Here is a 21,631-nt window from a genome sequence, read left to right as displayed (position 1 = left end):
CTAGCCCTCGTGACCGCACTGGAGGCAGTGGCCGTCCACCTCCCCCCGCACGCCGTTCCGATCGAGGCGGTGGGCGAGCGCATCGGCCTGACCCCACGTCAACTCCGTCTCTTCCGCCGCTTCCACGGCCTGGACCAGCTGCGTCTGGACCCGGCCGGGACGCTGCCCGACCTGCTCGGATCCGCCCTGGACAAGCTGCCGGAGCTGCGCGGACGCGAACGCGACGTCCGCTTCGTGATCCACGCCCGCAGCATGCCGGTGGCGGTGCCCCATCCGCTCAACCCGCTGCACGACCTGCTCGACGCCCGTGGGCTGGCGCACGCGAGCGCCTTCACGGTGACCCACCACGCCTGCGCCGTGGGCCTGCTGGCCATCGACCTGGCCGGGCGGCTGCTCGCGGCCGATCCCGACCCGGCGGCACTCGCGCTGGTGCTGACGGGTGAGAAGACCTTCACCCGGGACGCCCAGGTGGTGCCCGAGACCGGCATCTTCGCCGAGGGCGCGGCCGCCTGCCTGGTCAGCGCCGACGGCGGGAGCCACCGGATGCTCTCCTTCGCGGTGCGCCAGCGCCCGGAGTTCGACGGCCGGCTGGCCGAGGACCAGGCCCTGCTCGCCCGCTACCAGCGCGAGTACCCCACCGTGATGGTGGAGGCGATCGAGGCCGCCCTGGACCAGGCCGGTCTGGACCTCTCCGACCTGGCCGCGATCCTTCCGCACAACGTCAACCAGGCGTCCTGGCGGATGATCGCGCGCCGGATCGGCTTCCCGGTGGAGAAAGTCGTGCTGGACAACGTGCGGTCGGTCGGGCACAGTTTCGCCTCGGACAGCCTCATCAACCTCCACACCGCCACCACACGCGGGCTGCTCCGCCGCGGCGACCACTACCTGATCGCCGCCGCGGGCGTCGGAGCGACCTTCTCCGCGATGGCGATGCGGTACTGACGGCCCGCCGCCTCCACGGACGGCCGCCGTCCGCACGGTGACGCCGGATCCCCACACCACCCCAGAGCCCCGGAGCGCCTGCAAGCCCCGGGAGCACACTTCCCACGGACGACGGGACGGGACACCCATGTCAGAAGCCGCGGTCCAGACCACCGACCCCGAACTGCGCGAGCGCATCCTGCACGGCATCGGCGAGCTCCTGCCGCGCGTCCTCAAGCGCGAACTGACCGAAATCCCCCAGGACGCCTGTCTCTTCGACGACCTCGGGCTCACCTCGGCCGGCACCATCGAGCTGATCCTGGAGTTGGAGGAGGCGCTGGACATCCAGGTGGACGTCGAGCAGATCACCGAGGACGACCTGCGGTCGGTCACCAGGCTGGCCGACTACGTCGCCGGGCACGTCATCCCCGAGGACTGACCGGGTGGCCCCCGGCCCCACCGGCCTGCGGATCACCCGGGCGCTCGCCCGCCGCTTCGACGGCCGCTCGGAGACCTCGCTCGACCCGGATCTGCGGGTCTTCGTCTCCGACCTCGTCCGCCCGCACGGCCTGCCGCTGCGCGAGGACCTGCTGGCCGAGGGCGTCGGCCACTCCTACGAGGAGCTGGCCGTCGGACCGCTGCGCGAGGCGCTGGCCGAGGACGAGCCGGCGGACCTGCTGATCCTGGCCTTCGACACCCCGGACGTCCGGCCCGGTGCGCCGTCCTCGCTGGCGCTCAGCCGCTCCGTCCCGGGGAGCCCGCTCGCCTTCGCGGTCTGCGACCAGGGCGGTGCGGCGGCCTTCACCGCCCTGCGGCTGGCCGCCGCCCACCAGCGCACCGGCACCTGCCGCCGCGCCGTGGTGGTACTGGCCGAACAGACCGCGCTGCACTACGAACCCCCCGGTCCGGTGCCGTTGCCGGAGCGGCACGCGGTGGTGGTGCTGGTCTGCGAGGAGGCGCCCGGTGAGGGCCTGGCCGTCCGGCAGGCCCGGGGCGCGGCCTGCCCGGCGGAGGCGGTCCGCGCCGAGGCCGAGGGGCTCGGGCCCCGGGCGGCGCTCCTGCTCGGGCCCGGCCTCGGCTCCGGGAGCGGCCTCGGCTCCGGGCCCGGGCGCGGCACCGGTTCCGGGCCCGGGCACGGCACCGGTTCCGGCGCGGACCGCACCGCCCGTCCCGGCGCCGGGGCGTCCGCACCGGCCCAGCCGTTCACCGGGCTCTGGGCGGAGTTGGCCGAGCACCTCCCGCGCTGGCGGGCGGAGGGCCGCCCCGCGTTGCTGGCCGGGTACGACCGGCGGCTCGGCGTGCTCAGCACGCTGGCCCTGCCGTGACGGCGGTCGGGCTCTGGCTGATCGATACGCGTCAACCAGCGTGCGTCTTCGACGAGTTGTGGCCACTGCTGGATCCGGGCGAACGGGCCCGGGCGGCGCGGTTGGCCCCCGGGGCGCGTGAGCGCTTCACGGTGGTCCGCGGCGCCGTCCGGCAGTTGGTCGCCGCCCGGCTCGGAGTGCAACCCGCCGGGCTGTGCTGGCGGTACGGCCCGCACGGCAAGCCCGAACCCCTGCGGGCCGGCGGCCTGCGGGTCAACTGGTCGGCCTCGGAGGCGCTCGCGCTGCTGGTCATGGCCGAGGGGCGGGCGGTCGGCGTCGACGTCGAGCGGCTCCCCGCACCCCGGACGGCCGAGCGGATGGCCGCCCGCTGGTTCCCGTCCGAGGAGGCGCGATTCGTGGCCGAGCCCGTGGATCCGGCCGAGCGGGCGGCACGGTTCACCACCCTGTGGTGCCGTCGCGAGGCCTGCGTCAAGGCGTACGGCGGGCGGCTCGTGCAGTCCTTCGGCCTGTCCGTGGGCGGCCCGGCACCGGTGGCGGTCGCCGATCCCGGCGGGCTCGGGCCGGGCCCGGCCCGGCTCTGCGACGCCTCCGTCCCGGGGCCGTTCCGGGCTGCCGTCGCCACCCTCGGCGAATCGCCGGTACACGTCAACTATGGCCAATGGTCGGTGAGTTGACGGTCCATCCAGCTATAGGCAATGTGGTCTGGACCAGATCGCGAGGGCGCTGGTAGCGTCCCGGTCACACCCCCCGCCGAGCCCTTCCCGGAGGTCTCCGCCCCTTCCCCGGCAAGCCGAAAGGCGCGTACGACGTGACTCCGCACGCCACCCCACCGCACGATCCGGCGTCACCCGGCGCGACGCCGTGCGGCACCGAACCGACCACCCGGCGGATCACCGTCCGGTACGCCGCCGGAAGTGGTGGGTCCGGCCCGCTCACCCGGGGCCAGGCCAACATGGTCCTCTGCATCCGGGGCGACGCGCCCGAGCGGATCAACCGGGAGTCCGTCTGGCCGGTGCCGGACGGCGTCTCGGTCCCTTCGGGGCTGGTCGCACTGCGGCTGCTGGTGGAACGCCACGAGTCCCTGCGGACGTCCTTCCCGGCGGGCCCCGGCCCGGACGGGTTCCCGGACCGCCAGGTGGTGCACGGCCACGGCCGGTTCGCCGTCACCGTGGTCCAGGCGAGCGGCCGGTCCGCGGAGGAACTGGACGCGCTGGCAGCCGACCTGGGGCGTACCGACGTCGCCCTTCCGGTGCCTCTGGACGCCCCGCCGCGGGCCCGGTTCACCATGGTCGCGGACGGCGAGCGGCTGCTGCGGCTGGTCGCGGTGGTCTGCCATGCGGGCGCCGACGGCGGCGCCACCGCGGTGCTGATCCAGGACTGGTACGCCCTCGCCGCCGGGAAGGAGCTGCCGCCGGTCACCGCCCTGACCCCGCTCCGGGTGGCCGTCGCGGAGCAGGGCGTCCAGGGCCGCCGCAGGGCCGCGGCCGCGCTGCGGCACTGGGCCCGGATCCTCACCACCGGCCCGCAGGTCGTCTTCGCCGACGCGCGGATCACCGGCCCGCCCCGCGACCACAGTGCCCTGCTGGTGCGCTCGCGATCCGCCGCGGAGCACCTGGCCGCCGTCTGCCGGCGCACCGGGGCCAGCCCCTCGGTCGTCCTGCTCGCCGCCTTCGCCGCGCTGGTCGCCCACCGCTCGGGGCGGCCCGAGCTGGTGCTGTCGGCGCTCTCCGCCAACCGCCAACGGGCCGCCCTGTTCGACCACGTGGGCACCCTCGCCCAGGACGCGCTGATCCTGCTGGACACCGGCACGGCCGACCTCGACCAGCTGATCGGCCGCGCCAAGTCGGCCTCGCTGAGCGCCTACTGGCACAGCACCCTGGACGCCCAGCGGGTCTGGCAGCTCGTGGACGACGCCGCCCACGTGCGCGGCTCCCGGTTCTCCCGCCAGGTGGTCGTCAACGACCTGAGCCTCACCGTCCCGGCCGTCGTCGCCGACGTCCGGCCGGCCCCGGCCCTCGACCCCGAACTCACCGCGCTGCCCGCCCCGCCGCTGCCGGTCCGGCTGATGCTCACCGTCCTGCGGATCACCGACAGCCTCGACTTCGTGCTGGTCGCCTGCCCCCAGGTGCTCGACCCCGAGGAGACCGAGGGCTTCGCCCGGGCCCTGCCGGCCCTGCTCGCGGCCGCGGCCGACGGCCCGGTGCCGCTGTCCGGTCTGCCCGCCGGGCTCGGCCCGCCGGACGGCGGGCGCGAGGGCGACTGGCGGCTGGTCGACGGTGCCCGGATCGACCTCGCGGCCGTCCGGAGGCTGCTGCAGGCCGCCCTGGGCGACCACGAACTGTCCGTGCGCGACGGCCGGTTGGCGGTCGAGCTGTCCTGCGACGACCCGGGGTTCGGCCCGGCCGAGGCCCATCGCGCGGTGATCGCGGCGCTGCCCGGGCGCGACACCGCGATGGCGCCGCACCACTACACCGTCCGGCACGCCACCCCGGCCGGGGAGCGGAGCGCGGCCGGGGACGGGCGCGATCCGGCCGTCGTGGCCCGGCTGTCCGCGCTCACCTGAAGGGATGATCACGACGGACCGTGCGGTGCTCACCCCCACGGGTCGCCCCGACCGTCCGGCGGCTCCCGGGAGAGGCCGCGGTCCCGGCCCTCCCGGCCCCCTGGCACCTCCCGGTCCGCTCGCTCCTCCCACCCCGCTCGCCTCTCCCGGACCTCCTGGGAACAGGTCTGCCAGGAACAGGCGGAGGTCGCCCCCGAGGTGAGCCCCCAGGGGCTGGGCACCTCCTCGTCGTCGCCGTCCTGCACCGGCAGGCGGTCGATCACCGCGACCAGTGCGGGCGGCAGCTGGGGAGCCAGCCCCCGGTGCACCCGCGAGAGGATGTCGCGCCGTACGTCGTCCGGCAGCAGCGGCCGGTCCATCCGCAACGCCCGCGGGCCGGGCGGGCGTCGCGCCGTGGCGAGCTGGTCCGACCAGGCCCGCCAGTAGTCGGCGTCGTCGGTCTCGCCGAGCATCAGATGGTGCAGGTGCAGGCAGTACGCGGCCGTCCCGCTGCCCGAGCCGGCCGCGAAGCGCCACCAGAACTCGGCGCCCTCCTCCCTGCCGGTGGCGTACAGCAGCGCGCCGAACACCTCGGCTCCCTCCGGCTGGATCCGGCGCGCGTTGACCAGCAGGTCGAGTCCGTGCGAGGCGTCCGGCGCTCCCAGCACCAGGGCCACCACCAGGCCGAGTTCGAAGGCGGCCTGCTCGTGCTCCGAGGGCAGGTGGACGGGTGCGGCCGTCAGCCGCGCCCGGCGCACGGCGGCGATCCGCTCCGCGTTGGCGCGCTGCGGGCGGGGGACGCGGAACACCGTGCGCCCGCCCTCCGCCCGATCGGTCTCCTCCGGGCACCGCTCCTGCGGTATCCGTGTCACAGATCCCCTTCCCGGTCCGGGAGTTCGCCCACCCCGAGCCGGCGGGCCAGTCGCTCCCGGGCGTGCCGCAGGTTGGAGTGCACCGTCGCCACCGGCCGCCCCAGGTACGCCGCGATCACCTTGACGTGCAGCCCGAGCAGGTAGCGCAGGATCACCACGTCCCGCTGGCGGTCCGGGAGTTCGAGGATCGCCGCGTACAGCCGTACCTCGTCGGCCTCGCTGTGCAGCAGCCCCTTCGCCACCTGCTTGAAGGCGCCGATCACCGCCGCGAAGGTGACCGCCTCCACCTCCACCGGCTCCTCGGCGGCCACCCAGTCCGAGACGTGCCGGTTGGCCAACCGCCAGGCGTACGCGGCCGGTTCCTCGAACCGCAGCACCTGGGGCCAGCAGCGGGCCAGGTCGGCCTTCACCGCCGCGACCACCAGCGCCGCGTCGGCCTGGTTGCCTATCCGGGTCAACGCGAGGGCGCGCCAGGCGGGTTCATGCGTCTCGCAGAAGGCCGCATAGGGGAGGCCCAGGCGAAGTTCGGGGTCGGCTCGGAGTCCGGAGGCGGCGTCGGCCCTCGGCTCGGCCGCCGTCCCGCGGTGGTGCGCCACGGCCGTTCCGCCCCGGTGCCCATGCGCCGGGACACCCCTGTCGATCGTCATCGAGCCTGCTTTCCGTGGCCGTCGGCTGCGCACCGGGCCACCCGAGGGTCGGGCTGTCCGCGCCCATCCTCATTCCATCAGCCCTGTCACTCCAGGCTGCAATCCGAATACAGATTGTCATCTCATGCAAACCGGTGATTGGCCGGAATGCTCGGAAACCGTTCGGAAGGCACCCGTCCGCGCCTATGGTGGGGCGGAGAGGATCGAACAGGACGCGAGCCGGGGGAGTGCGATGGGTCGCTACGACGGAGTGGACCTGCGGCTCAACGTCCCGCACTCGGCCCGGATGTACGACTACTTCCTCGGCGGCTTCACCAACTTCGCCGCCGACCGCGAAGCCGCCGGGCACGCCCTCGCCGTCGCGCCCTGGCTGCGGGCCGCCGCCCGCGTCAACCGCGCCTTCATGCAGCGCTCGACCAGGGCGCTCGCCGAACTGGGCTTCGACCAGTTCCTCGACATCGGCACCGGCATCCCCACCTCGCCCAACCTCCACGAGGTCGCCCAGGGCGTGCGGCCGAGCGCCCGGGTGGTCTACGCCGACAACGACCCGATCGTGCTGTCGCACGCCCAGGCCCTGCTCACCGGCACCCCCGAGGGACGCACCGCGTACGTCGAGGCCGATGCCACCGACCCGGCCCGGCTGCTCGCGGCCCCCGGACTGCGGGAGGCCCTCGACCTGTCCCGACCGGTGGTGCTCTCCCTCAACGCCCTGCTCCACTTCGTGCCCGACACCCATGGCGCGTACGAGCTGGTGGAGCACCTCAAGGCGGCCCTCGTCCCCGGCAGCGCCCTGGTGCTCACCCACGTCAGCCCCGAGTTCGCGCCCGAGGACATCGCCAGGCTGACCAGGATCTACGAAGCCGCCGGCACCGCGGCCCAGGCCCGCACCCGCTCGCAGATCGCCCGCTTCTTCGACGGCTGGACCCTGCTCGACCCGGGGATCGTCCCCATCGCGCAGTGGCGCCCGACGCCCGGAGCGGCCCCGGTGGCCACCGAGGAGGTCTCGCTCTACGCGGGGGTCGCCGTCCGGCCGTGACGGCCGCCGCCCGGCGCCCCTCCGACGCCCCTCGGCCACCGGTGCGCACCGCTGACGAACCATCCCCAGCCGCACCGCGTCCTGCCGGTGGAGAAGGCGGCTCGCGCCGCGACGTCCTACCGGAGGGGGAACATGCACCCGCAGTCCTCGGAAGCCCGCCACACCCGCCCCACCCGCCGCACCGTCCTCGGCCTCGGGCTCGGGCTCGGAACGGCTCTTGCCGCCACCGGCGGTCCGGCCCTCGCGGCGCCAGCGGACGGCTCCGCCGGCGGTCCGGGCCTCCAGCAGGCCCTCGCCGCCCTCGAACGGGAGCACGCCGCCCGCCTCGGCGTGTACGGTCGCAACCTGGCCACCGGCCGGACGGTCCGGTACCGGGCCGGCGAGCTGTTCCCGATGTGCTCGGTGTTCAAGACCGTCGCCGTCGGCGCCGTCCTGCGCGACCTCGACCGGGACGGCGAGTTCCTCGCCCGGAGGATCCACTACACCGCGGAGGACCTGGCCCGCGCCGAGGGCGGGCGGATCACGAGCGAGCCGGCGAACCTGGCGAACGGCATGACCGTCGCCGAACTGTGCGGCGCCGCCATCTCCTACAGCGACAACACCGCGGCCAACCTGCTGCTCCGCGAACTCGGCGGGCCGACGGCCGTCACCCGCTTCGCCCGATCGATCGGCGACCGCGTCACCCGCCTGGACCGCTGGGAGCCCGAGCTCAACTCCGCCGAGCCCGACCGCCGCACCGACACCACCACCCCGTACGCCATCGCCCGCACCTATGACCGGCTCGCGCTCGGCAGCGCCCTGCCGCCGGCCAAGCGGGAGCTGATCGCCGGCTGGCTGCGGGCCAACACCACCAGCCTCCACCGCTTCCGCGAGGGCCTCCCGGCGGACTGGGCCGTCGCCGACAAGACCGGCACCGGCCGCCACGGCACCACCAACGACGTCGGCATCGCCTGGACGCCGGGCGGCGCCCCCGTCCTCCTCGCGGTGCTGGCCACCAAGCCGGCCGACGAGGCGGCGGCCATGGACGAGCCGCTGGTCGCCCGCACCGCCGCGGTGCTCGCCTCCGCGCTCGGGTAGGGCGGGCCCGGCGCGAGCCCTTCGCCGGGCGGCGGGGCCCGGATCCCGGATCCGGACCCCACCGCCCGGCCCCACCCCACGCCTCCCACTCCTCCCACCCGTTCCAGTCGTCCCACCCGTGCGCCGCCGTCCGCCCGGGCCCAGACTGGTGGTGGATCGACGCTGCCCCGCGAGGCTGGGAGAGGCATGCTGCTGGGACTCACCACCGCCCTGGTCGCGACCGTCTGCTTCGGCTTCGGGGCGGTCTTCCAGGCGCGCGGCGCGCGGTCGGCGCCGCGCGCGGACCGGGTCCGGGCCGGTCTGCTGGCCGCGCTGGTGCGGTCCTGGCAGTTCATCCTCGGCACCCTGCTGGACATCCTCGGCTTCGTGCTGAGCATCGTCGCCCTGCGCACCCTGCCGCTCTTCCTCGTCCAGGCCGTCACCAACGCCAGCTTGGCCGTCACCGCTGTGGCGGCCGTCCGGCTGCTGGGCGCGCGGCTGCGCCGGGGCGACCTCGCGGGCGTCCTCGCGGTGGTCGTCGGGCTGACCCTGCTGGCGCTGGGCTCCGGCCACTCGGGCCGCGACCACGCCGCGCCCGCCTTCCACTGGGCGCTGCTCGCCACCACCGCCGTCATGCTGCTCGCCACCCTGGCGCTGGTACGGCGGCAGGGCAACGCGGCCGCGGCCGGCCTGGGGCTGCTGGCCGGGATCGGCTTCGGCGTGACCAGCCTGGCCGTGCGGGTCCTGGACGTCTCCGGCCCGGTCACCGCGCTCACCGACCCGGCCGCCTACGCCCTCGTCGTCGGGGGGCTCGGCGGCTACCTCGCCTACGCCCTGGCCCTGCAGCGCGGCACGGTGACGGCGGCGACCGCCGCCGGGACGGTGGCCGAGACCTTCGGCCCCGCCCTGGTCGGGGTGACGGCGCTCGGGGACGCCGCGCGCCCCGGCTTCGAGTGGTGCGCGCTGACGGGCTTCGCGGTGGCCGTGGGCGGCACCTTCCTGCTCTCCCGCTTCGGTGAGCCGGAGGGCGGGTCCGCCGAGGCCTCCGCCCCGCGCCGGGACGCCGAGGCACCGGCCGCCGCCCCGCCCCGGTAGCCCGGACGGCGCCGCCGTGCGAAGGTGACTTGCCGGACAAAACGGACGGCGAGACGGTCACAGAGCGGCAGGTGCCCGATGGCGGAGGAGCCCCACCCCCGACCCCGGCGGTCGGACCCGAAGGTCGTCACCGACCCTACGGAGCCCGCGGACCCGACGGCCCCGGCACCCCCGACCGACCGCCCCGTCGCGCTGATCACCGGGGCCTCCTCCGGGATCGGCCGCGCCACCGCCACCCGCCTGGCCGACGCCGGCTGGCACACCCTGCTCTCCGGCACCGACCGCGCCCGCCTCGACGAACTCGCCGACCGCACCGGCGGCCGCGCCCTGCCCGAGGACCTGAGCAAGCCGGACGGCCCGGCCCGCCTCGCCGAGGCCGCCCTGGCCGACGCCGGCCGGGTGGACGCCCTGATCGCCAGCGCCGGCCTGGGCTTCCGCGGCCCGTACGCGCAGACGCCCTCCGACGTCCTGGACCGGATGATCGAGGTCAACCTCGCGGCGCCGCTGCGCCTGGTCCGCCTGCTCCTGCCCGGGATGCTGGAGCGCCGCCGCGGCCGGATCGTGCTGCTCGGCTCGATGGCCGGCCAGGTCGGCGTGCGCGACGAGTCCGGGTACGCCGCCACCAAGGGCGGGCTGACGATGTTCGCGGAGAGCCTCTGGTACGAGCTGCGCGGCACCGGGGTGGGGGTGCGCCTGGTGCTCCCGGGGGCGGTGGACACCCCCTTCTTCGACCGGCGCGGCACCCCGTACCAGCGCGGGCGGCCGCGTCCGGTGCCGGCCGAGCGGGTCGCGGACGTGGTGGTGGCGACCATCACCACCGGGCGTGACCGGCTCTACGTCCCGCACTGGCTCGGCTTCCCCGCGCGCATCCACGGCGTCGCCCCGGGCGTGTTCCGCCGGATGGCCTCGCGGTTCGGGTGAGCGCCGCCCCCGGGCGGCCGGGCCGCCTCGCCGCCACGGCCCTCGCCCTCGCCGCGGCCACCGAGTTCCTGCACCTGGCCCCGGCCGCCGTCCGGCTCCCGCCGCTGCGCCGCACCCTGGCCCGCCGCACCGCAGGCCACGGCACCGCACCGGGCCACGTCGCCCTCACCTTCGACGACGGCCCCGACCCGCGCAGCACCCCGCAGGTCCTCGACGCGCTGGACGGAATCGGCGCCCGCGCCACCTTCTTCCTGCTCGGCTCGATGCTGGAACGCGCCCCCGAGCTCGGCCGGGAGCTGGTGCTGCGCGGCCACGAAGTGGCCGTCCACGGCTGGCACCACCGGCCGCAGTGGTACCCGGCCCCCGTCCGCGACCTGCGCGAACTGCGCCGCGCCGCCCGCGCCGTGACCGACCTCTGCGGGGCCCGCCCGCTCTGGTACCGCCCGCCCTACGGGGTCCTGACGGCCGGCCCGGCGCTGGCCGCCCGCCGGCTCGGCCTGCGCAGCGTGCTGTGGACCGCCTGGGGCCGCGACTGGACGGCGGAGGCCACCGGCGAGTCCGTCTACGCCACCGCCCGCCCCGGCCTCACCGGCGGCGCCACCCTCCTGCTGCACGACTCCGACTGCACCTCCGCCCCCGGCTCCTGGCGCGCCACCCTCGCCGCCCTCCCCCTGATCGCCGCCCACTGCCGCACCCACCACCTCACCCTCGGCCCCCTCCGCGACCACCGGGTACCCCCGCCCCCCGGCGGCGGGAGCCGCCCGCGCTGACGGACCGGTCGTCGCGGGGCCCCGCCCCGCGGGAGTCGCTGCGGGGCCGGTGCCCGCAAGGCCGTGCGCCGACGCGCCCGCCGCGGAGGACTCCGGGCCGGGCCGGCGGCTACCCCAGCCCCACCCGGCCCAGCGCCGCCCCGAACCCCGCCCGCCAGGCCTCCGGCGTGGCGCCGGGGCTCGGCGGCGGCTCGGGGCGGCCGAGGGCGGCCAGGGCGTTGCGGACCACCTCCTGCGGACGGGCGGTGGCGACGTCGGCGTGGCCGAGCTCCAGCTCGTGCTGGAGGTTGTCGCGCCCGTGCCCCTGCACCACGTCGAGGAGCAGCAGCCGCCGGCCCAGCGCCCGGGCCTCGCTGCAGGTGTCGCCGGAGGCAGTCACCACCAGGTCGGCGGCGGCCATCAGGGCGGGGACGCGGTCGGTGTAGCCGAAGGGGTGCAGCCGGGGCTCCCGGCGCGCGGCGGCCCGCAGCCGGCGCTCCAGCTCCCGGTTGCGCCCCGCCACCGCCAGCACGTGCGGCCCGGCGGCGGCCAGTGAGGCGGCGGTGCGGGCGAGCGGACCGAGCCCCCAGGAGCCCGACATCAGCAGCACGCACGCCGCGCCGCCCGGCACGCCCAGCTCCGCGCGCGCCGCGGCCCGGTCCGGCGGCCGGTAGAACGGCTGCCGCAGCGGTGCCGGCACCACGACGACGTCGGCGTCCGGGCGGTACCGCCGCACCGCGCAGGCGGCGACCTCCGAGGTGACCAGGAACAGGTCCGTCCGCTCCTGCACCCAGAGCCGGTGCGGCGTCACGTCGGTGCAGAACACGAAGTGCCGGAACGCCCGTTCCGGCGCCTGCCGCAGCAGCCGGTCGACGGCGGAGGTCGCGGTGGCGAACACCGAGACCACCAGCTGCGGCCGCTGCGCCGCGATCAGCTCCCGCAGCGCCGGGACCAGCCGGCCGCGGGCCGCCGCGTCGGCCGCCAGCGCGAGCCGGGCGCCCGGCCGCAGCGCAGAGAAGTGGAAGGCGTCGTACACCCCGGGCAGGTCGAGCAGCCGGCGGAACACCGCCTCCCCGGCCGCGCCCGAGCGCTGCCCGAGCAGGGCCATCGCGTCGACGGTGCGGGTGGTCCAGCCGCGCTCGTGCAGGGTGTCCGCGCAGGCCTGCGCCATCACGTCGTGGCCCTGCCCGAGCGAGCCGGAGACCAGCAGGGCGTGCGGCATCGGGCGGCCCCGTCAGGCGCCGGACGCCGAGCCGACGGAGGCCCGGTACCAGTCCGCGTACCGCCGCACGCCGTCGGTGAAAGTGGTGCTCGGAGACCAGCCCAGCAGCCGCTTGGCCTGCGCCGAGGAGATCCGCCGGCCCGCGTAGTCGGCCTTCCGGCCGTCGACGTGCTCGATGGTGACGGGCCCCAGCAGTCCGTCCACGGTGTCGGCGATGTCCCGCACCGAGACGGCCGTCGAGCCCTCCAGGGCGAAGGTCTGGTCCTCGGCGGCGGGGGAGAGCGCCCGGACGTGGGCGTCGGCGAGGTCCTCCACGTAGACGAAGTTGCGGCTCTGCCGGCCGTCCCCGGCGATGGTGATCGGCCGGCCGGCCAGCGCTGCCTGGACGAACCGGGCGACGACCAGCTCGTCGCGCATCCGGGGGCCGTAGGGGATGCCGTAGCGCAGGATGGTGAAGTGCTGCCCGTAGAGCTCGCGGTAGCTGTGCACCAGCATCTCGGCGGCCAGCTTGGTGGCCACGTACAGGTGGCCGCTGTGCTCCAGCTCGATCGGCACGTGCTCGTCCAGCTCCTGCTCCCCGCCGTCGAGCTGCTCGTCGGCGAGGGCGGCCCCGTAGACCCAGACGGTGCTCGCCAGCACCGTCCGGCTCAGACCGCTGCGCCGGGCGGCCTCCAGGACGGCCTCGGTGCCGTCGATGTTGGTCCGCACCGCGCGGACGGGGTCGGCGCTGACCCGCTCGACGTCGGCCATGGCGGCCAGGTGGTAGACCACCTCGCTGCCCGCCAGCGCCGCGGTGAGGGCCTTGAGGTCGAGGACGTCGAGCCGCGCGTGCTCGGCGTCCGGGTTGAGGTACTTGTCGGTGGTGTCCACCGCGAGGACCTCGTGGCCGGCCGCGATCAGGTGGTCCACCACGTGTGAGCCGATGAACCCGCAGCCTCCGGTGACGGCTATCCGCACGATCTTGCTCCCTTCGCTCCGGCTACCCGGCCAGGCGCCGGTACACCGCGCAGACGGCGTCGACCACCTGCTCCGTCTCGTCCTCGGTCATGTCGGAGTGCACCGGCAGGCAGACCTGCCGGGCACAGACGTCCTCGGCCACCGGCAGCGGGCCGCGCCGGTACGGGGCGAGCACCGGCTGGAGGTGCAGCGGCAGGTCGTAGACCTCGCCGGACAGCCGGACCCCGTGCTCCTCGGCCACCGCCCGCTTGAACTCCGCACGGTCCACCCCGGACGGCAGCAGGGCCACGTACTTGTAGTAGTTGCCGCGGCAGCCGGGCGGCTCCGGCACCGGGTCGAGGCCGGCCAGCCCGGCCAGCGCCGCGTCGTAACGGCGGGCGACGGCCCGGCGGGTCTCGATGAACTCCTTCAGCCGGCGCAGGTGCACCGTGCCGATCGCGGCGTGCGGCTCGCTCATCCGCCAGGAGTAGCCGAGCCGCACGTGGTGGTTGGTGGTGAAGGAGCCCTTGCCCTGGTCGCGGTGGATCCGGGCCTCGTCGCGCAGCTCCGGCGACTCGGTGAGGACCATCCCGCCCTCGCCGCTGGTGGTGACCTTCGTCGGGTAGAAGGAGAACGCCCCGGCCAGGCCGAAGGTCCCGGCGGCGCGCCCGTCGAAGCTGCTGCCGTGGGCGTGCGCCGCGTCCTCGACCAGCGGGACGCCGTGCCGGTCGCACACCGCGCGCAACGCGTCGACCTGCGGGGTGACCAGCCCGCCGATGTGCACCAGGACGACGGCGGCGGTGTCGGGGGTGAGCGCCGCCTCCAGGGTCTCGGGGGAGAGCGCGAGGGTGGCCGGGTCGACGTCGGCGAAGACCGGACGGCCGCCCGCGTGCACCACCGCGCCGGCGGTGGCGTAGAAGGTGACGGCGGGGACGACCACGTCGCGGCCCCGGACGTCGACGGCGCGCAGGATCACCTCCAGCGCCGCGGTGCCGCTGCTCACCGCGACGGCGTGCGAGGCGCCGTGCTCGGCGGCGAAGGCCTGCTCGAAGCGCTCGGTCCACGGGCCGAGGGTCAGCGCGCCGGTGGTGAGCATCTCGGTCACCGCCTCGGCGACGGCCGCGCGGTCGCTCTCGTCGAACACGATGCGGGCGGCTGGAACGCCCATGGGGCACCTCCGGCGGCGGGCTGCGAAAGCAGCACCGATCGGGTCGGATCCTCCCGAACCGCACGTCAGCGGACGGGTCAGGCACATCACGCTACTTCGCCCACCGGCCCTCGGCCCGCCGTCGCCGCCCGCGCGGGTGACCGGAACGGGCTCCGCCGCAGGTCCGGGGCCTACTTCGGGTGCAGGGCGTGCGCTCCTCCGTGCGGGGGAGGGCACTACTGCGTCCGCAGTACGCAAACGGCCTGCGCACGGATGACGACGGAGCAGGGGTCGGCGATCAAGGATGGGTCATGCTGCGGCGGACCGCGTCCACCAGGACGTACGGGGCGGCCGCGGCGCGTCCCGTGTTCCGAGAACCGCATCCGAAGGAGTCCACTCTCCCGTGGCCACGTTCCTCTACCGCCTGGGCCGATGGGCCTTCGTCCGGCGCCGGCTGGTGACCTTCCTCTGGGTCGCCGTGCTGGCGGCCGTCGGAGTCCTGGCGGCCAAGGCGCCCGCCGCCCCCGACGACGGCTTCGCGATGCCCGGCACGGAAGCGCAGAAGGCGTTCGACCTGATGAACGAGCGCTTCCCCGGCGGCCACGCCGACGGGGCCTCGGCGCGCCTGGTGTTCGTCGCCCCCTCCGGCCAGAAGATCACCGCCGCGCCCAACCAGCAGGCGGTCCAGCGGACGGTCGACGAGGTCGCCGGCTCCGAGCAGGTCACCGCCGCGGTGGACCCGTTCAAGATGCAGGGCGCCGTCTCCACGGACGGCACCACCGCCTACGCCACGGTGACGTACTCCGCCAAGGCCGGCGAGGTCTCCAAGGCCGCCACCGACACCCTGGAGCAGGCCGCCCAGCACGGCCGGGACGCCGGGCTCAAGGTCGAGATCGGCGGCACCGCGCTGATGGCCAAGCCCGAGGCCGGCGGCAGCAGCGAGGCGATCGGCATGGCGCTGTCCGCCGTCGTGCTGGTGATCACCTTCGGCTCGCTGCTCGCGGCCGGCCTGCCGCTGCTCACCGCGGTCATCGGCGTCGGCCTCGGCATGGCGCTGATCACCGCGCTCGGCAGCACGCTCGGGCTCTCCACCACCACCGGGACCCTCGCGATGATGCTGGGCCTCGCGGTCGGCATCGACTACGCGGTGTTCATCGTCTCCCGCTACCGTGCCGAGCTCGCCGAGGGCCGCACGCCCCAGGAGGCGGCGGGCCGGGCCGTCGGCACCGCCGGGTCCGCGGTGGTCTTCGCCGGCCTGACCGTGGTGATCGCGCTGGCGGGCCTGTCCGTGGTCGGCATCCCGATCCTGGCCAAGATGGGCCTGGCCGCCGCCGGGACGGTCGTCATCGCCGTGCTGGTCGCCCTCACCCTGGTGCCCGCGCTGCTCGGCTTCCTCGGCCGCAAGGTGCTGCCGCGCAAGGTCCGCAAGGCCCGGGGCGGGGCGGCCCCGGCCGCGAAGGAGAACGGCGGCGCCCGCTGGGCCCGCTTCATCCTGCGCCGCCCGCTCGCCGTACTGCTCGGCGGTGTGATCGGCCTCGGGGTGCTCGCCGCCCCGGCGCTCGACCTGCGGCTCGGCCTGCCGGGGGACGAGTCCAAGCCCACCTCCACCACCCAGCGCCGTGCCTACGACCTGCTTTCCGAGGGGTTCGGTCCCGGTTTCAACGGCCCGCTGACGGTCATGGTGGACGCCAAGGGCGTCGCCGACCCGAAGGCCGCCGTGAACGAGGTCGCCAAGAAGGTCTCCGGCCTGCCCGGCGTCGTCGCGGTGGCACCGCCGATGTTCAACCAGGCGGGCGACACGGCCCTGCTCAACGCCGTCCCGTCGACCGGCCCGAGCGAGGCCGAGACCAAGGACATCGTGCACGCCATCCGCCACGACGCGGCCGGCCTGAAGTCCTCCACCGGGGCGACGGTCCTGGTCAGCGGCACCACGGCGATGAACATCGACGTCTCGCAGAAGATGTCCGACGCGCTGCTGCCGTACCTCGCCGTGGTCGTCGGCCTGGCCGTCGTCCTGCTGATGGTGGTCTTCCGCTCGCTCCTCGTCCCGCTGAAGGCGGCGCTCGGCTTCCTGCTGTCGGTGGTCGCGGCGCTCGGCGCCGTGGTGGCGGTCTTCCAGTGGGGCTGGCTGGCCGACCTGATCGGGGTGGAGCAGACCGGCCCGGTGATGAGCATGATGCCGATCTTCATGATCGGCGTGGTCTTCGGCCTGGCCATGGACTACGAGGTGTTCCTGGTCACCCGGATCCGCGAGGGCTACGTCCACGGCGAGCAGCCGGGCGAGGCGATCGTCACCGGCTTCCGGCACAACGCCCGGGTGGTCACCGCCGCCGCGTTCATCATGATCGCCGTCTTCGCCGGCTTCATCGGGATGAGCGAGCCGATGATCAAGATGATGGGTCTGGGCCTCGCCGCGGCGGTCGCCTTCGACGCCTTCATCGTCCGGATGACCGTCGTCCCGGCCGTCCTCGCGCTGCTCGGCCGCCACGCCTGGTGGCTGCCGCGCTGGCTCGACCGACTGATACCCGACGTGGACGTCGAGGGCAGCAAGCTGGTGACCAGCGCCCCCGAGCCGGCCCCGGCCCGCGAGTCGGTCACGGTCTGACGCCAGGCCGGCACCGCAGCGCTCGGACACCGGTTCGAGCCCCACCCGTTACCGTTGCTGTCGGGGGCCACCGCGCGTGCGGAGGCCCCCGACGCGGCCCACCGCGCCCCGCCCGGGGCCGGGCACCGCACGAACCGAGAGTGCCCGGCTGCGGGCGTGGCCAGCGTCCCCGACCGGAGAGCACGAGCATGAGCGACACCTGGCAGCGCCTGCGCCGCGACCACCCCCGGCTGCTCGACGCCGCCGGAGGCGCGGCCCTGATCGCGATCACCGCCCTCGGCGCCACCGCGGACCAGACCGCCGGTCGGTTCGTCAAAGCCGATCCGACGACCTGCCTCGTCGCGCTCGTCGCGGCCGTCTCCGTCTTCTTCCACCGCCGCCGACCGCGCGGCGTGGTCGCCGTCACGCTGGTCTGCACCATGGTGCTCGCCTGGAGCAGCCCGCGGCTCACCCCGATGCTGGCCGCCCCGCTACTGCTCGCGCTCTACTTCCTCGCCGTCCACACCGACCGCGCCACCGCCCTGCGCGCCTCGGTCATCGCCGCCGTCCTGCTCACCGCGATCTCCCTGCTGCTCGGCCCCGGCGGCCCGCTCGGCGAACGGATCAGCGTCCTGACCTGGGCCCTGCTGCCCGGTGCCCTCGGCGACTCCATCCGCAACCGCCGCGTCCACCTCGCGGCCATCGAGGAGCGCGCCGAACGCGCCGAGCGCACCCGGGAGGAGGAGGCCCGCCGGCGGGTCGCCGACGAGCGGATCAGGATCGCCCGCGACCTCCACGACGTCGTCGCCCACCACATCGCCCTCGCCAACGCCCAGGCCGGCATCGCCGTCCACCTCATGGACAGCCACCCCGTCCAGGCCCGCGAGGTCCTCAACCACATCACCGACGCCACCGGCTCGGCCCTCCAGGAACTGCGCGCCACCGTCGGCCTGCTGCGCCGCGCCGAGGAGCCCGCCCCGCTGGAACCCGCCCCCGGCCTCGACCGGCTGCCCGAGCTGATCACCACCTTCGAACGGGCCGGCCTGCCGGTCCGGCTGACCGTCGAGGGCGAGGCCCGCCCGCTGTCGCCCGGCGTGGACCTCACCGCCTTCCGGATCGTCCAGGAGTCGCTGACCAACGTGGCCAAGCACGCCCACGGTGCCGACGCCGAGATCACCCTCACCTTCCGCGGCAGCCGGGTCGCGGTCAGCGTCGCCAACGGCCGCCCGACCGCGACCGGCCGCCCCCGCGCCGTCTCCCCGCCCGAGCAGGCCCCCGGCCAGAGCGGCTTCGGCCTGATCGGCATGCGCGAACGGGCCGGCGCGGTCGGCGGCCGGCTCAGCGCCGACCGGCGGCCCGGCGGCGGCTTCCTGGTCACCGCCGAACTGCCGCTGCGCACCGGCGCTCCCGACGACGGCCCCGAGGCGGCCGGCGCCCTCACCGCCGACGACCTCGCACGCGCCGCCCGGGCCGTGCGCACCGCCCGGGCCGACCAACCGACACCAGCCGACGCACAGGACGGCACCGCCCGAGCCGGCGGCGCGCTCCGAGAGGACAGGGACCACGCATGACCATCCGGGTACTGCTCGCCGACGACCAGGCCCTGCTGCGCGGCGCCTTCCGCCTGCTGATCGAGGCGGAGGAGGACATGGAGGTGGTCGGCGAGGCCGCCGACGGCCGGGAGGCGGTCGAACTCGCCCGGGCCACCAGGCCCGACGTCGTGCTGATGGACATCCGGATGCCCGGTACCGACGGCCTCGGCGCCACCGCCGAGATCTGCGGCGACGAGGAGCTCGCCGGCACCCGGGTGCTGATCCTGACCACCTTCGAGATCGACGAGTACGTGGCCCAGGCGCTGCGCGCGGGCGCCGGCGGCTTCCTCGGCAAGGGCGCCGACCCGAAGGAGCTGCTCGCCGCCGTCCGCACCGTCGCGGCGGGCGAGGCGCTGCTCTCGCCCGCCGCCACCCGCGCCGTGATCGACCAGTTCCTGGCCCAGCCCGAACCGGCGTCCGCCGTCCCCGTCAGCGAGCGGCTGTCCGTGCTCACCGCCCGCGAGCGCGAGGTGATGTCGATGGCGGCGACCGGCCTCACCAACGAGGAGATCGCCGAGCGGATGTTCGTCAGCCCCTTCACCGTCCGCACCCACGTCCACCGGGCGATGTCCAAGCTCGACGCCCGCGACCGCGCCCAGCTCGTCGCCATCGCCTACCAGACCGGACTGGTCCCGCCGGGGCGTCCGGTCTGAGCGGCTGGCGGGCCGGGGCGTCTGGCACGTCCCTGGGGGGCGGTCGTGGGTCGGGAGCGGGGCTGCCGCGGTGGGCGGGGAGTTTCGGGGCGGGCTGCCCTACCTCGCGGGCTGGGGGGGCTTGGTGGCCGCAGGCTCGCCGGGGCGTCCGGTCTGAGCGGTCGGGGGCTGGGGCGTCTGGCACGCCCCAGGGGCGGCTGCGGGGTGGTGGGGCGGTCGTGGGTCGGGAGCGGGGCTGCCGCGGTGGGCGGGCGGCTACGGGGCGGGCTGCCCTACCTCGCGGGCTGCGGGGAGCCCGGTGGCCGCAGGCCCGCCGGAGCCCGGGACGGGCCCGTCCGTGGCTCCGCCTGCCTCGCCGTCCGGCCCGGGGCTCCTCAGGGCTTGCGGGCCACCGCGCCGTACATGCTGACGCGGTCGGCGCCGGGGGCCGGGGCGGTGTCGGGGCGCCAGAGGGGGACGGTCGTGACACCGGGTTCGAGCAGGTCGAGGCCGTCAAAGAAGGCCCGGACCTCCTCGCGGGTGCGGCCGACCAGCGGGGCGGTGGCCTTGTCGTAGACGCCGGTGACCCGGTCGCGGATCTCGGGCGGGATGAAGTCGGCGGTGCCGTGCGACAGGACCAGGTGGCTGCCGGAGGGCAGGGCGTCCAGCAGGGTGGCGAGGGCCTGGTAGGGCCGGTCCTCGTCGCGCAGGAAGTGCAGGACGGCGGCGAGGACGAGCCCGACCGGGCGGGAGAGGTCGAGCAGGTCCGCCGCCCGGACGGCGTCCAGCAGGGCACCGGGTTCGCGCAGGTCGGCCCGGATGACGGTGGTGTGGCCGGGGCCCGACCCGGCCATCAGGGCGCGGGCGTGGCTGAGCACGATCGGGTCGTTGTCCACGTAGACGACCCGCGCGCCCGGCCGGGCCGTCTGGGCGACCTCATGGGTGTTGCCGACGGTGGGGATGCCGGTGCCGACGTCGAGGAACTGGTCGATGCCGAGCCCCGCGACGCAGCGCACCGCCCGGGTGAGGAAGCCGCGGTTGGCACGGGCGGTGGAGCGGAACTCCGGGTTGGCGGCCAGCGCCTTCTCGGCGGCGGCGCGGTCGGCGGGGAAGTTGTCCTTCCCGCCGAGGTAGTAGTCGTACATCCGGGCCGGGTGCGGCACGTCGGGCCGCAGGTCGGCCGGTATCCCCGCCGCTCCCGACTCCCACATGGTCTCGTATCCCACGGCTGCCGTCTCCTTTGCCCGGACACCACTGGCGATCCGTTCGCCCTCCTGCTGGCGCACAGCCTAAAGCCCTGGTCAAGGCCCCGGTACCGGGTGGGCGGGTCACCCCCGTATGTCCCTTTCGTCGGGCGCGCAGGGGTCGAGGGTTCGGTCCGCGGGCCGGCCCGGGGCTTCGCCGCGCGCCCCCGGCGCTCCTGGCGCAGGATGGGAGACCGGGCCGTGGAACAGCCGTGGAACAGGCCGGGGACGGGAGGTCGGGCCGTGGTCATCGCAATGGCGGACGTCCGCGAGTGGCGCAACCACGCCGTGGTCGACGAGAAGGGCCACCGCATCGGGTCGCTGGAGTCGGTCTACGTGGAGACGGCCACTGACGAGCCGTTCTTCGCCACCGTCACCGTCGGGTTCGCGGGCCGGCGCCGACTGGTGTTCGTCCCGCTGGACGGGGCGGTGGCCGGGCCGGACTACCTCCGGGTGGCCTACCCCCGCAACCAGGTCAAGCAGGCTCCATCGATCGGCACCGACGACGTGCTGCCGGCCGAGGAGGAGCCGGCGGTGTTCGCGCACTACGAGCTCCCGTACGAGACCGGGGCCGGCGGGGAGCGCCGCCTGGCCCGCCGCTGATCCGTGCCCGGGGCGGCCGGCCGCCTTCGCGCCCCGGGAGCGGATACCCCGCCGGGTACACTTGTCCATCGACAGTCGATGTGAAAGGCGGCCCCGGCATGCAGGTGGACGAGGAGGCGGTCGGCGCGGTCCTGAACCGACTGCGCCGCGCACAGGGCCAGTTGGCCGGAGTGATCGCGATGATCGAGGCGGGCCGGGACTGCAAGGACGTGGTCACCCAGCTCGCCGCCGTCTCGCGCGCGCTCGACCGGGCGGGCTTCAAGATCGTCGCAAGCGGGATGCGCCAGTGCCTGGCCGCCGCCGACGAGGACGCCCCGCCGATGAGCGAGGCCGAGCTGGAGAAGCTCTTCCTCGCTCTCGCCTGACCGGCGGCGCCCCGGCTCGGGAGCGTGGGGGGGGGGGGGGGGGGGGGGGGGGGGGGGCCGGGGGGCGCCCCGCCCCCCCGCCCCCCCGCCCCCCCCCCCGCCCCGCCCCCCCCCCCCCGCCCCCCCCCCCCCCCCCCCCCCC

General features: G+C 75.7%; 21 protein-coding genes. 15 read left to right on the top strand and 6 right to left on the bottom strand.

Going from position 1 to position 21,631, the window contains the following annotated elements; genetic code table 11:
* Positions 1 to 9 precede the first annotated feature (9 nt).
* From ACH5AR_RS24160 to ACH5AR_RS24140, 5 genes are all read left to right on the top strand, one after another.
* On the top strand, positions 10 to 942 hold the full coding sequence (locus ACH5AR_RS24160) for a 3-oxoacyl-[acyl-carrier-protein] synthase III C-terminal domain-containing protein (protein ID WP_396303563.1): 933 nt from the start codon (positions 10 to 12) through the stop codon (positions 940 to 942).
* A 127-nt stretch (positions 943 to 1,069) separates the two neighbouring features.
* On the top strand, positions 1,070 to 1,360 hold the full coding sequence (locus ACH5AR_RS24155) for a phosphopantetheine-binding protein (protein ID WP_396303562.1): 291 nt from the start codon (positions 1,070 to 1,072) through the stop codon (positions 1,358 to 1,360).
* Positions 1,361 to 1,364: 4 nt separating this feature from the next.
* Positions 1,365 to 2,246 (top strand): hypothetical protein, encoded by an 882-nt coding sequence (locus ACH5AR_RS24150; RefSeq protein WP_396303561.1) that lies wholly within the window; start codon positions 1,365 to 1,367, stop codon positions 2,244 to 2,246.
* On the top strand, positions 2,243 to 2,920 hold the full coding sequence (locus tag ACH5AR_RS24145; protein WP_396303560.1) for a 4'-phosphopantetheinyl transferase family protein: 678 nt from the start codon (positions 2,243 to 2,245) through the stop codon (positions 2,918 to 2,920). The genes ACH5AR_RS24150 and ACH5AR_RS24145 overlap by 4 nt, the downstream gene beginning before the upstream one ends.
* A 134-nt stretch (positions 2,921 to 3,054) precedes the next feature.
* On the top strand, positions 3,055 to 4,809 hold the full coding sequence (locus ACH5AR_RS24140) for a condensation domain-containing protein (RefSeq protein WP_396303559.1): 1,755 nt from the start codon (positions 3,055 to 3,057) through the stop codon (positions 4,807 to 4,809).
* 29 nt (positions 4,810 to 4,838) lie between these two features.
* Here ACH5AR_RS24140 and ACH5AR_RS24135 read toward each other — a convergent pair whose 3' ends face one another.
* Both ACH5AR_RS24135 and ACH5AR_RS24130 read right to left on the bottom strand, forming a co-directional pair.
* Complete coding sequence (locus tag ACH5AR_RS24135) at positions 4,839 to 5,660, bottom strand: hypothetical protein (RefSeq protein WP_396303558.1); 822 nt, start codon at positions 5,658 to 5,660, stop codon at positions 4,839 to 4,841.
* Positions 5,657 to 6,256, bottom strand: a complete 600-nt coding sequence (locus ACH5AR_RS24130) for a sigma-70 family RNA polymerase sigma factor (RefSeq protein ID WP_396303557.1) — start codon at positions 6,254 to 6,256, stop codon at positions 5,657 to 5,659. Before ACH5AR_RS24130 ends, ACH5AR_RS24135 begins: the two co-directional genes overlap by 4 nt.
* A gap of 283 nt (positions 6,257 to 6,539) precedes the next feature.
* On the opposite strand from ACH5AR_RS24130, the gene ACH5AR_RS24125 reads away from it, so the two are divergent.
* The 5 genes from ACH5AR_RS24125 (at position 6,540) to ACH5AR_RS24105 (ending at position 11,185) form a co-directional block, all read left to right on the top strand.
* Positions 6,540 to 7,343, top strand: a complete 804-nt coding sequence (locus ACH5AR_RS24125) for an SAM-dependent methyltransferase (RefSeq protein ID WP_396303556.1) — start codon at positions 6,540 to 6,542, stop codon at positions 7,341 to 7,343.
* Between the two features lie 132 nt (positions 7,344 to 7,475).
* Positions 7,476 to 8,420 (top strand): class A beta-lactamase, encoded by a 945-nt coding sequence (bla, locus tag ACH5AR_RS24120; RefSeq protein WP_396303555.1) that lies wholly within the window; start codon positions 7,476 to 7,478, stop codon positions 8,418 to 8,420.
* A 186-nt stretch (positions 8,421 to 8,606) separates the two neighbouring features.
* Positions 8,607 to 9,494: a hypothetical protein gene (locus ACH5AR_RS24115; protein ID WP_396303554.1), complete on the top strand. Its 888-nt coding sequence runs from the start codon at positions 8,607 to 8,609 to the stop codon at positions 9,492 to 9,494.
* A gap of 78 nt (positions 9,495 to 9,572) precedes the next feature.
* Positions 9,573 to 10,415 carry an SDR family NAD(P)-dependent oxidoreductase gene (locus ACH5AR_RS24110; protein ID WP_396303553.1) on the top strand — a complete coding sequence of 281 codons (843 nt, stop codon included), beginning with the start codon at positions 9,573 to 9,575 and terminating at the stop codon, positions 10,413 to 10,415.
* Positions 10,412 to 11,185, top strand: a complete 774-nt coding sequence (locus tag ACH5AR_RS24105; RefSeq protein WP_396303552.1) for a polysaccharide deacetylase family protein — start codon at positions 10,412 to 10,414, stop codon at positions 11,183 to 11,185. Before ACH5AR_RS24110 ends, ACH5AR_RS24105 begins: the two co-directional genes overlap by 4 nt.
* 109 nt (positions 11,186 to 11,294) lie before the next feature.
* On the opposite strand, the gene ACH5AR_RS24100 is transcribed toward ACH5AR_RS24105, so the two are convergent.
* The 3 genes from ACH5AR_RS24100 to ACH5AR_RS24090 are packed head-to-tail and all read right to left on the bottom strand — an operon-like array spanning position 11,295 to position 14,490.
* Positions 11,295 to 12,386 carry a hypothetical protein gene (locus ACH5AR_RS24100; RefSeq protein ID WP_396303551.1) on the bottom strand — a complete coding sequence of 364 codons (1,092 nt, stop codon included), beginning with the start codon at positions 12,384 to 12,386 and terminating at the stop codon, positions 11,295 to 11,297.
* Positions 12,387 to 12,398: 12 nt separating this feature from the next.
* Positions 12,399 to 13,343 (bottom strand): NAD-dependent epimerase/dehydratase family protein, encoded by a 945-nt coding sequence (locus tag ACH5AR_RS24095; protein WP_396303550.1) that lies wholly within the window; start codon positions 13,341 to 13,343, stop codon positions 12,399 to 12,401.
* Positions 13,344 to 13,365: 22 nt separating this feature from the next.
* Positions 13,366 to 14,490 (bottom strand): DegT/DnrJ/EryC1/StrS family aminotransferase, encoded by a 1,125-nt coding sequence (locus ACH5AR_RS24090; protein WP_396303549.1) that lies wholly within the window; start codon positions 14,488 to 14,490, stop codon positions 13,366 to 13,368.
* Positions 14,491 to 14,872: 382 nt separating this feature from the next.
* Here ACH5AR_RS24090 and ACH5AR_RS24085 point away from each other — a divergent pair, with 382 nt between their 5' ends.
* From ACH5AR_RS24085 to ACH5AR_RS24075, 3 genes are all read left to right on the top strand, one after another.
* A complete protein-coding gene (locus tag ACH5AR_RS24085; protein WP_396303548.1) occupies positions 14,873 to 17,074 on the top strand; it encodes an MMPL family transporter in 2,202 nt (733 codons plus the stop codon).
* A gap of 188 nt (positions 17,075 to 17,262) precedes the next feature.
* A complete protein-coding gene (locus tag ACH5AR_RS24080; protein ID WP_396303547.1) occupies positions 17,263 to 18,624 on the top strand; it encodes a sensor histidine kinase in 1,362 nt (453 codons plus the stop codon).
* A complete protein-coding gene (locus ACH5AR_RS24075) occupies positions 18,621 to 19,298 on the top strand; it encodes a response regulator (protein ID WP_396303546.1) in 678 nt (225 codons plus the stop codon). The genes ACH5AR_RS24080 and ACH5AR_RS24075 overlap by 4 nt, the downstream gene beginning before the upstream one ends.
* Before the next feature lie 374 nt (positions 19,299 to 19,672).
* Here ACH5AR_RS24075 and ACH5AR_RS24070 read toward each other — a convergent pair whose 3' ends face one another.
* Positions 19,673 to 20,488 (bottom strand): SAM-dependent methyltransferase, encoded by an 816-nt coding sequence (locus ACH5AR_RS24070; RefSeq protein WP_396303620.1) that lies wholly within the window; start codon positions 20,486 to 20,488, stop codon positions 19,673 to 19,675.
* A gap of 288 nt (positions 20,489 to 20,776) precedes the next feature.
* Here ACH5AR_RS24070 and ACH5AR_RS24065 point away from each other — a divergent pair, with 288 nt between their 5' ends.
* Positions 20,777 to 21,124, top strand: a complete 348-nt coding sequence (locus ACH5AR_RS24065) for a PRC-barrel domain-containing protein (protein WP_396303619.1) — start codon at positions 20,777 to 20,779, stop codon at positions 21,122 to 21,124.
* Between the two features lie 98 nt (positions 21,125 to 21,222).
* Complete coding sequence (locus tag ACH5AR_RS24060) at positions 21,223 to 21,489, top strand: metal-sensitive transcriptional regulator (RefSeq protein ID WP_396303545.1); 267 nt, start codon at positions 21,223 to 21,225, stop codon at positions 21,487 to 21,489.
* The last annotated feature ends 142 nt before the right edge of the window (positions 21,490 to 21,631 follow it).

This window comes from Kitasatospora sp. NPDC018619 (assembly GCF_044391605.1).
In the GTDB taxonomy this organism is placed as follows: domain Bacteria; phylum Actinomycetota; class Actinomycetes; order Streptomycetales; family Streptomycetaceae; genus Kitasatospora.
Note: the sequence above shows the minus strand (reverse complement) of the source record. Positions and strands in the feature narration are given on the sequence as shown.

Bases quoted from the DNA above. Each gene is read 5' to 3' on its own strand.
- ACH5AR_RS24155 (WP_396303562.1), top strand. From the start codon at position 1,070: ATGTCAGAAGCCGCGGTCCAGACCACCGACCCCGAACTGCGCGAGCGC.
- ACH5AR_RS24125 (WP_396303556.1), top strand. From the start codon at position 6,540: ATGGGTCGCTACGACGGAGTGGACCTGCGGCTCAACGTCCCGCACTCG.
- bla (WP_396303555.1), top strand. From the start codon at position 7,476: ATGCACCCGCAGTCCTCGGAAGCCCGCCACACCCGCCCCACCCGCCGC.
- ACH5AR_RS24115 (WP_396303554.1), top strand. From the start codon at position 8,607: ATGCTGCTGGGACTCACCACCGCCCTGGTCGCGACCGTCTGCTTCGGC.
- ACH5AR_RS24110 (WP_396303553.1), top strand. From the start codon at position 9,573: ATGGCGGAGGAGCCCCACCCCCGACCCCGGCGGTCGGACCCGAAGGTC.
- ACH5AR_RS24100 (WP_396303551.1), bottom strand. From the start codon at position 12,386: ATGCCGCACGCCCTGCTGGTCTCCGGCTCGCTCGGGCAGGGCCACGAC.
- ACH5AR_RS24090 (WP_396303549.1), bottom strand. From the start codon at position 14,490: ATGGGCGTTCCAGCCGCCCGCATCGTGTTCGACGAGAGCGACCGCGCG.
- ACH5AR_RS24080 (WP_396303547.1), top strand. From the start codon at position 17,263: ATGAGCGACACCTGGCAGCGCCTGCGCCGCGACCACCCCCGGCTGCTC.
- ACH5AR_RS24075 (WP_396303546.1), top strand. From the start codon at position 18,621: ATGACCATCCGGGTACTGCTCGCCGACGACCAGGCCCTGCTGCGCGGC.
- ACH5AR_RS24070 (WP_396303620.1), bottom strand. From the start codon at position 20,488: ATGTGGGAGTCGGGAGCGGCGGGGATACCGGCCGACCTGCGGCCCGAC.
- ACH5AR_RS24065 (WP_396303619.1), top strand. From the start codon at position 20,777: ATGGCGGACGTCCGCGAGTGGCGCAACCACGCCGTGGTCGACGAGAAG.
- ACH5AR_RS24060 (WP_396303545.1), top strand. From the start codon at position 21,223: ATGCAGGTGGACGAGGAGGCGGTCGGCGCGGTCCTGAACCGACTGCGC.